1 protein-coding gene is annotated in these 238 nt (G+C 31.5%); it reads right to left on the reverse strand.

The genetic code is table 11. The annotated features are described in order from the left end of the window. Positions 1-22 precede the first annotated feature (22 nt). A partial coding sequence (locus tag FUA24_RS01120; RefSeq protein ID WP_148539682.1) for a cell division protein ZapA occupies positions 23-238 on the reverse strand: 216 nt, incomplete at its 5' end.

A 238-nucleotide genomic window follows, 5' to 3' on the forward strand; every position in this document is an offset into this window, starting at 1 on the left:
TTTAATTTATTTTAAAGAACGTTTAAGAGTTTAAATGCGAATGCAGTAATTCATCAAGCTCTTTAAGCTTTACTTCTACATGCTCACTCACATTTTTTTTATCAATAGTTTTCTGTTCAACTTGAGACGCAAACTGTAAAGCACACATGGCCAATACATCCTGTTTATCTCGAACAGAATAACTTTGCTCAAATTGTTTAATCATATATTCAATATTCTTAGCCGCTTTACGTAAGCC

The organism is Seonamhaeicola marinus (assembly GCF_008085455.1).